Consider the following 8,681-nt stretch of genomic DNA (forward strand, 5'->3'; position numbering starts at 1 on the left):
TGGTGCCGCTTGTCCGAATCGAACGGACGACCTACCGCTTACAAGGCGGTTGCTCTACCTGCTGAGCTAAAGCGGCATGGGTGCGCATTCTACCTTGCTCGACGTGGGCTGTCCGCCCGAATCAATGCAATGTGCTGCAATCCAGAGGCTGTGCGGGGGCGATGCGTACCAAATCAACGCGGTGCGCAGACTGCGGCAACTGTGCATCCAGCCATGTCTGTGCAGGAATGCCACCAATCGCCGCGACCTGTGCGGGAAACCCCTTGCCCCGCAATTCGGACTGCCGACGTTGGGCCGCGGACTCACTGCCGAAGCGCCCCAAGGCAATGCTGTTGATGTCGTCGCCCTGGGTCATCACGAAGAGGTCGGCTACACCAGCGCTCTTGATTTTTTCGGCCAGCGCCAGTGCCGCTTCACGTGATGCCTGCGCCGGCAAGTACACCTTCCAGCCACGCACCTCGCGTGCCGGGCTGTCATGTGGACGCGGGTCAACACCTGCTTGCTGCAAGCGCACACGCGCTGCATCCCGCGCGCTGCTGCTGGCAAACGGGCCAAACCGCAAACACACCGCCGTGGCCGCCACCGGCGGCGTAGCCACGGGTGCAGAGGTGATTGGCTCAACCGTGCGAGCAGCAGGCACAAGCGCGGTTGCTGCCGACTGTTCATCAACCAGCTGCAGGCTGGGCGTGCGCGTACTTGGCGAGCTTGCTGGAGTGGTCGCCAGCGGTTGCAAGACCCACCACCCAGCAGCCCCCAGATTGAGCATCACAAGCATGACGATGGCAGCGCGCAGTAGCATCCGTGCAGTTTATGCGATTCGCAGCGCATGCCAACGCGCCAAGCCTTGCAGGACCGCATCGGGCACCCAGTCATGCACGGGCAAGTGTGGGCGCAGCGCCTGTGCGCCACCGCCATGCACGCACAGGCGCGGCACCTGGCCCAGCAGCGTAGTGGCATGGCGCAGGCTGCGTTCGATCAAGGCCAAGGCCGCCCCTTCGCAGCCAGAAGCCAGAGCCGGGGCGGTGTCATCTGCAAATTCGGTGTAGTCACCGCCGCGGGCGGGCAATTGCGCCGCGCGTGCGTGCAGGGCTTCGCGCATCACCTCAGGCGACGGCGCGATGCGGCCGCCCCCGTGCCGGCCATCCGCGCCCAGCACATCCAACGTCAGCGCAGTGCCCACGCCAAGTACCAAGGCCGCGCGGCCATCGGCAGCCGCCAGCATCGCCAAAAACCGATCCACACCCAGATGCGCAGGATTGGCGTAGGCAATGCGCAGTGGCCCCAACGCAGGTTCGGTGTGCACCCGATGCAAGCGTTGGAAGCGTGCGCACAAAGCGTCCAGTAATGCCACCCGCCGCGCCGGCGAGGCCACACTGGCGATACAGGCCACCTCACCTTCCGGCAACGCCGCCAGCCACGCTTCGGCATCGTCATGTGCCACCGCGTGCACCGCGCCCAGTTGGCCATCGGCCACCAGCGGCGCGTATTTCAGGCGGGTATTGCCCAGATCCAACAGCCACGTTGTCATCACCCGGCCACCTTGGCCGCACGCACGCTGACATCAGCTGCATGCACATGACGAATTTCACCCGCTGCATTGCACACCCGTAGTGCGCCATCTTCGCTGATGCCCAGCGCCTGTGCATGCCACACACGCGAGGCTTCATGCACACATACCGGGCGCCCAGCCAGTACATCCAACGCGCTGAAGCGCGGCAGAAAGGCAGCCAACCCCAGTGCGTCAAACTGCTCCAATGCAGGCAGCAGATGTTGCAGCAACATCGCCACCACCGCATTGCGTGACGGCGGCGCATGCGGCAATGACTGCATGTCCACCCAGGGCTGGTCGAGGTTCCGGGCCGTCGCGGCAGGCATTCGCACGTTCAGGCCAACCCCAATCACCGCACGTGCTGCGCCGCCAGCTTCGCCGCCACCTTCCACCAGCAAGCCACCCAATTTGCGCAGGCCATCGCCATCGGTCACCACTACATCATTGGGCCATTTCAGGCCTGTTTGGGTGAAGCCCAGTGCGTGCAACGCCTCGCACACCGCCACCCCTGCCACCAGGCTCAAGCCACCCAAGCGCGCCAAGCCACCATCGAAACATCTGGCCAGCGACAGATAGATATGTGCAGCCAATGGCGAAGCCCAAGCGCGCCCGCGACGCCCGCGCCCGCCCGTCTGCCGCTCGGCCAGCAGCACCGCACAACCGGCGTCCGGAGTCTGCCTGCGCAGCAGTTCGCTATTGGTTGAATCCAGGCTCCACACAATGTCCAGTGCGGTCAATTGGGGCTGCACTGCCAAGGGCAACAAGGCGCGAATGTGCGTGTCATCCAGCCAATCCAGTGGCTGTGCCAGCGCATAACCACGCCCCGGCGCAGCTTCCACGGCAATCCCGGCCTGCCGCAGCGCCTCGATCCGCTTCCACACCGCGGCACGCGTCAATCCCAGCTCCGCAGCCAAGTGATCGCCACTGACCGGGCCGCGCTGCAGGCGCTGGAGCAGTGCGCGCTCGGCGGTCTCACTCATGTGGGCTGCCGCCATTGGGTAGATGGACGGCGCTCAGTTGCGCGGCGTGGTCACGAGAGGTCGACATGTGCAAAATCATACGCAAGCACTTGCGTGTCCGGGAACTTGCGTGTTGCGACGCAGCATCCCAGGCCCGGGCAGCCTGCTATAGTCGGCAGCGGTGTTGTGCACCCTGCACGCTCTCTACCCGGTGACGCCCATGCACCTTGTCAGCCTGCGCCAGACACTGTCCTGCCTCGCCCTGCTGGTTGCGTTTGGCTGTGCCAATGCCGCCGAGGCCAAGCACCAGCTGCCCGAGAACACCAACACCGCCATCGACCCTCCGGCACCACCTGCAGATCGTTTGGATGATGCGGACTTGGACGGCGCGATTGCCAACAGCCGTGTGCAACGCACGCCGAAAGCCAAGTCGCAAGCAGCCGTGCCCGCACGCAGCGCCGGTGACAGCCGCGTCTTGCCGTCGCGCTTTCACAGCTTTTTGCCGGGGATGTTCCGCTAAGCCAGCGGCTGGTTGAAGTGGCCCCGCACGCTGGCCCTGTGATCCTGGACGCTCGTTTTGATTCACAAGCCCGGTGGCAAACTCACTTCGAATTTGGCCCCACCCAGCTCGTGCGAGCGGGTGACATGCAGTTGCCCGCGATAACTTTTGATGATGTCTTGCACGATCGACATGCCAATGCCGTGGCCCTGCACACGCTCGTCACCACGCACGCCGCGTTGCAGCACATAAGCAATCCGATCTTCGGCAATCCCGGGGCCGTCGTCTTCCACCGTGATCAGCAACCCCGGCCGCCGATCGGTCAGCTTCTGCCCTTCCGCCACGGTCAATAGCACTCGCGACTTCGCCCATTTGAAGGCGTTTTCCAGCAGGTTGCCCAGCAATTCCTGCAGGTCGCCGGTTTCACCGTGGAAGCGGGCCTCGGCGGCGATTTCAAATTCACACAGTACGCCCTTGTTGGCATACACCTTTTCCAGGCCCAGCACGATCTGCTCGGCCTGTGGCTCAATCGCGATGGGCGCGGCAAACAACTGGTGACCCGACCGCGCCGCACGCGCCAATTGGTACGACACCAAATCATTCATCCGGCGCAATTGGGTATCCACTTCGCTGCGCAGCTCGGCCTCGCCGGTATCGCTGTCCAGCCGCGAGCGCAACACTGCCAACGGTGTCTTCAAGCTGTGCGCCAGGTCGGCCAAGGTATTGCGCTGCCGTTCCAGATTTTCGCGCTCGCTGTGGATGAAGGCATTGATGCTGTCGGTAAGCGGTTCCAATTCACGCGGATGCGCTTCGCTCATGCCTGCGGCACTACCTGCTTGCACCCGTTTGAGCTCGCCGATCACATCACGCAATGGCCGCAGGCTCCAACGCAGCACCCACATTTGCAGCAGCAGCAACACCACGCCGGCACCGCCCAGATAGCGCCATAGCGCGGTACGGAAGGTTGCTACCTGCTGCCCGAGTGCGGTGCTGTCCTCCAGGATATACACCGTGTACTGCAATTCGTTGGCCGCGTCTCCGTTTTCACTCAGTGCCAGACCATAGCCGTAGCGATAAACCTCGCCGGCTTGTCCATTGATCTGGGTCAGCGGCAATGGCCCTTCGAAGGTCTGGGTGCCTGGCGGCAACATCGGCCCCTCGGGCAATTTCGGGCCTTGTGCGGAATCCGATTCCCAATGCCCATTGACCAACACGATCTGCGCATACAGACCACTGCCCGGACGCTTGAAGCGTGCATCCGGCGACTCCCACGGCGGAATCACACTGCCATCACGGGCAAAATCGCTGCCGGCATAGGCCAGAGCATAACTATGCAGGCGTTCACGCATGCCGCTTTGTGCAGTGTTCAGGAACGCGCGATCCAGCGCCAAGCCGGCCAGCGCCAGAAAGGCAATCAAACCCAGGCTGGCCGCCCATAACTGACGTGACTGCAGCGAACGCGGCTGCGCAATGCGCAGCCGACGCGGACGCAACACGCTGGGCGCAGCGTCTGGATCAGGGATCGGTGGGGAGCTCATGCACCACCGGCACCGGTAAAATCATTCGCCGCTGCGGGCAATGGCGAACCGGTAGCCACGGCCACGCACCGTTTCAATCGGCTTGACCGACCCATCCGGATCCAGTTTCTTGCGCAGACGACCGATGAATACTTCCAGCACATTGGAATCGCGGTCGAAATCCTGCTGGTAGATGTGCTCAGTCAGGTCGGCCTTTGAAACCAGCTCACCGGCGTGCATCATCAAGTATTCCAGCACTTTGTATTCGTAGCTGGTCAGGTCCACGTTGGCACCGTCCACACTCACCGTTTGCGCGGCCAGATCCAGTACCACCGGCCCGCATTCCAGCGTCGGCTTGCTCCAACCGGCGGCACGCCGCACCAGCGCATTGATGCGCGCCAGCAACTCTTCCACATGGAACGGTTTGACCAAATAGTCGTCGGCACCCTGCTTGAGGCCATCCACTTTATCCTGCCAGCTGGAGCGTGCGGTCAGAATCAGGATGGGAAATTTCTTGCCCTCGGCACGCAGTGCACGGATCAATTCCATGCCGCTCATCTTCGGCAGGCCAAGGTCGATGATGCCCACATCGAACGGCACTTCCTTGCCCATGTAGAGGCCTTCCTCACCGTCTTGCGCGGCATCCACGGCATAGCCTTCGCGCTTCAAGCGGGCAGCCAAGGTTTCACGCAACGGGGCTTCGTCTTCAACCAGCAGGATGCGCATGCTCAATCCTCGTAAATGGCGTTCTGTGGGTCAGCGCAAGCACCGACGGGTCAATCATCATTACTGCTTTTGGCCTGATCACTGCCGCTGCGACGGGCCGGGTCTTGCATGAACACACGCACGCGACCCTGGTCGTCCACCACTTTGACGCGGTGCATGTCGCGGCCGTCGTACTGCACACGCTCGGCCGACAACACTTCGCCACGGCTGTTGCGCTCGGCACGCCGTACCGAATCGGACATCGCATCACGCGGCGGCGGGCGGTCCTGATTGCCGCGATCTTGATTACTGCGATCTTGACTGCGGTCACGCGGTGGTGGCATCTGTTGCGCCCATGCAGAGGCCACTGGCACCAACGCCATCAGCGCAGCGGCAAGTACGTTCGGTAATGTTCGATCACAGCGGGACATGGCAGATCAACCTAGCAACTCGGACAGGGGCATTGTTGGAAGCAGGCGGTGAATCCGCCCTGAAGTTTCCTGAACAGGATAGCGCGCCGTTCAGGTTTGCGCACAAACGCCGTCCTTGGTCAGTAAATCTCGCCAATGCAGCAGCGCAGCGAACCGCCGGCGGCTTCAATTGCGTCCAGCGCCACCGACTCCACCCGCAAGCCCGCCTGCGCCAGCACCTCCCGATGCGCCGGCGTCAGTGCGGTGGCCGCTTGCGCGCTCATCCACACACCCTCGCCCGACAACGCGATGCAATTGCCAACGAAGGCGGCGTGTTCGGCAGCATCACAGACCACCGCATGCGGCGCATACAGCGCGGCGATCGCCGCGGCCACGGCGGCATCGGCAAACCCGTTCGGACACACCACCACGGCGCGCCCGGCCAGCACCGCCAACACCACATTGGTGTGGTATTCACCGGCGGCCAGATCAAACAGCAGGGTGGCGCGCAGCCCGAAAGCCTCGTGCATCAGCCGCGCGCCGGCCTCATCGCAGCGTTCGGACAGGCCGCAGAAGCCCAGCCCGCGCACGCGGTCGATCACCAGCGCACCGGTCAGTTCGCAGGCATGCGGCTGGGTGGAGAGGTCGATCTCCTGCCGTCCGAGCACATCGCGGAAGAAGTCACGCATGTCGGCGCGCGCGGCCTCGCGCTGACGCACCTCATGGCGCATGCGACCGACGATATAGCGTCCCCGTGCAGTGCCGAATACGTTGTTGGGAAAGACCGCATCCGGCGTCTGCGGATTGCCGGCAAAACAAATGGCCGGCACTGCCGTTGCGATGGCGCGCTGCAACTCGCGGTGCTGCATGGATGCGCGGGCAGCATCGAACGCGCCGGCCGCAGCCATATAGGCATTGTCTTGTGCGGATTGTTCGGCCAGGCGAAACCCATCCGGTGCCACCAGAAATGCAGCGCGCGCAGTAGCCGGGCCGAAGTCGGTGGGTGTGTTGTGGGCCAACTCAAAAAATCCGGCTAAGTCGCGGGTGATCATGGGGAATGCGGCTCTCGTTCGGTCAATACCAATGCGTGTTCCACCAGCGTCCAATCGGCACCGGGTTTGTGCGCGCCTTCACTCAACACCTGACGGAACGCACGCCCACCAGGTTGTCCTGCAAACAAGCCCAGCAGGTGGCGGGTAATGTGTTTCAAGGACACCCCGCGCGCCAGCTGCACCTCTACATATGGGCGATAAGCGCGCAGCAACTCGGCACGCGATTGCAGTTCGCCGCCAAACCAACGCACATCAAGCGCGTGCAACAAGTACGGCGTGTGATACGCGGCACGGCCCAGCATCGCACCTTCGACATGCGCCAGATGCGCGCTGGCCTCTTCGGCATCGGCAATGCCACCATTGACGATCACTTGCAACTGCGGGCGCTCGCGCTTGAGCCGGTACGCCCAGTCATAACGCAGCGGCGGCACTTCGCGATTTTCTTTCGGCGAGAGCCCTTTCAACCAAGCATTGCGCGCATGCACCACGAAGGTTTGGCAACCGGCACCGACAATGGTGTCGATGAAACCCACGAAGTGTTGCCACTCGTGATCATCATCCACACCCAGCCGGCACTTCACCGTCACCGGAACACTGCACGCCGCAATCATCGCCGCCACACTGTCGGCCACCCGCTGCGGCTCGCGCATCAGACACGCACCAAAGCGCCCTGCCTGCACGCGGTCGGACGGGCAGCCGCAGTTGAGGTTGATTTCGTCATAGCCCCACTCGGCCCCGATGCGTGCAGCCTGCGCCAGCAACGCCGGTTCACTGCCCCCCAGCTGCAAGGCCACCGGGTGCTCACCCGGATCCATCGCCAGCAACCGCGCCCGGTCCCCCAACACCACCGCATTGGCATGTACCATTTCGCTATACAGCCGCGCATGCGGCGCCAGCAGCCGATGGAATACCCGGCAATGGCTATCCGTCCAGTCCATCATCGGGGCGACGGAGAGGCGCAATTGCTCGGTGGGGATGGCGGGGGATGCAATCATCGCCGCGCATTGTACGGGGCGAACGCGACCGGCTTCCCATTGCGCGACAATAGGCATTCCCCACGCCGCTGCCACATGCCATGAACACAGCCTTCCGCACACCCTTGCCTGCCACGTCACTGGATTACTTCGACGCCCGCGCGGCGGTGGAAGCGCTCACCCCAGGCGCGTGGGCCGGCCTGCCGTACACGGCGCGGGTGCATGCGGAAAACATCGTGCGCTGCGCTGCGCCTGCGCACATCGATGCCTTTCTTGGCCAGTTGATCGAGCGCCGTCGCGATCTGGATTTCCCGTGGTTTCCGGCGCGGGTGGTGTGTCACGACATCCTCGGCCAAACCGCGTTGGTGGATTTGGCGGGCCTGCGTGAAGCCATCGCCGCGCAAGGCGGTGACCCGGCGCAAGTGAACCCGGTGGTGCCGGTGCAGCTGATCGTGGATCACTCGCTGGCGGTGGAAGCACCCGGCTTCGACAAGGATGCGTTTGCGAAGAATCGCGTGATCGAAGACCGCCGCAACGCGGATCGTTTCGATTTCATCGAATGGACGCGGCTGGCGTTCGACAATGTGGATGTGATCCCGGCCGGCAACGGGATCATGCATCAGATCAATCTGGAAAAAATGTCGCCGGTGATTTGCACCAAGGACGGCGTGGCATTTCCGGACACCTGCGTGGGCACCGATTCGCACACCCCGCATGTGGATGCGCTGGGCGTGATCGCGGTGGGTGTGGGCGGGCTGGAAGCCGAAAGCGTGATGCTGGGCAACCCGTCGTGGATGCGCCTGCCCGACATCATCGCGGTGGAGCTGGCCGGCAAGCCTGCACCTGGCATCACTGCCACCGACGTGGTATTGGCGTTGACCGAATTCTTGCGTGCCGCCAAAGTGGTCGGCGCGTATCTGGAATTCCGTGGCGAGGGTGCCGCCGCGCTGACCATTGGCGACCGCGCCACCATTTCCAACATGGCGCCCGAATACGGCGCGACAGCGGCGATGTTC

At 63.4% G+C, this 8,681-nt stretch carries 10 protein-coding genes and 1 tRNA gene; 2 read left to right on the forward strand and 9 right to left on the reverse strand.

Features of this window, described 5'->3' with window-relative positions; all coding sequences use genetic code 11:
- From QWB57_RS09470 to birA, 4 genes are all read right to left on the reverse strand, one after another.
- Positions 1-76: transfer RNA gene (locus QWB57_RS09470), tRNA-Thr, on the reverse strand.
- A 45-nt stretch (positions 77-121) separates the two neighbouring features.
- Positions 122-799, reverse strand: coding sequence for an SPOR domain-containing protein (locus QWB57_RS09475; RefSeq protein WP_223629410.1), 678 nt, complete (start codon positions 797-799; stop codon positions 122-124).
- Positions 800-808: 9 nt separating this feature from the next.
- Complete coding sequence (locus QWB57_RS09480; RefSeq protein ID WP_223629409.1) at positions 809-1,528, reverse strand: type III pantothenate kinase; 720 nt, start codon at positions 1,526-1,528, stop codon at positions 809-811.
- Positions 1,528-2,529, reverse strand: a complete 1,002-nt coding sequence (gene birA, locus QWB57_RS09485) for a bifunctional biotin--[acetyl-CoA-carboxylase] ligase/biotin operon repressor BirA (RefSeq protein WP_288969292.1) — start codon at positions 2,527-2,529, stop codon at positions 1,528-1,530. Before birA ends, QWB57_RS09480 begins: the two co-directional genes overlap by 1 nt.
- 199 nt (positions 2,530-2,728) lie before the next feature.
- Between birA and QWB57_RS09490 the strand changes: the two genes are divergently transcribed.
- Entirely contained in the window at positions 2,729-3,028 is a 300-nt protein-coding gene (locus QWB57_RS09490; RefSeq protein WP_223629407.1) for a hypothetical protein, read from the forward strand.
- A gap of 62 nt (positions 3,029-3,090) precedes the next feature.
- Here QWB57_RS09490 and QWB57_RS09495 read toward each other — a convergent pair whose 3' ends face one another.
- From QWB57_RS09495 to dusA, 5 genes are all read right to left on the reverse strand, one after another.
- A complete protein-coding gene (locus QWB57_RS09495) occupies positions 3,091-4,545 on the reverse strand; it encodes a sensor histidine kinase (protein WP_223629406.1) in 1,455 nt (484 codons plus the stop codon).
- A gap of 21 nt (positions 4,546-4,566) precedes the next feature.
- Complete coding sequence (locus tag QWB57_RS09500) at positions 4,567-5,250, reverse strand: response regulator transcription factor (RefSeq protein ID WP_223629405.1); 684 nt, start codon at positions 5,248-5,250, stop codon at positions 4,567-4,569.
- Between the two features lie 50 nt (positions 5,251-5,300).
- Complete coding sequence (locus QWB57_RS09505; protein ID WP_288969293.1) at positions 5,301-5,660, reverse strand: hypothetical protein; 360 nt, start codon at positions 5,658-5,660, stop codon at positions 5,301-5,303.
- Positions 5,661-5,779: 119 nt separating this feature from the next.
- Positions 5,780-6,691 carry an arginine deiminase-related protein gene (locus QWB57_RS09510; RefSeq protein ID WP_223629403.1) on the reverse strand — a complete coding sequence of 304 codons (912 nt, stop codon included), beginning with the start codon at positions 6,689-6,691 and terminating at the stop codon, positions 5,780-5,782.
- Complete coding sequence (gene dusA / locus QWB57_RS09515) at positions 6,688-7,686, reverse strand: tRNA dihydrouridine(20/20a) synthase DusA (RefSeq protein WP_223629402.1); 999 nt, start codon at positions 7,684-7,686, stop codon at positions 6,688-6,690. Before dusA ends, QWB57_RS09510 begins: the two co-directional genes overlap by 4 nt.
- Before the next feature lie 80 nt (positions 7,687-7,766).
- On the opposite strand from dusA, the gene QWB57_RS09520 reads away from it, so the two are divergent.
- Positions 7,767-8,681 (forward strand): aconitase family protein (locus tag QWB57_RS09520; RefSeq protein WP_288969294.1); only part of this gene is annotated, 915 nt, incomplete at its 3' end.

The organism is uncultured Thermomonas sp., assembly GCF_937872235.1.
GTDB classification, from domain to species: domain Bacteria; phylum Pseudomonadota; class Gammaproteobacteria; order Xanthomonadales; family Xanthomonadaceae; genus Thermomonas; species Thermomonas beijingensis.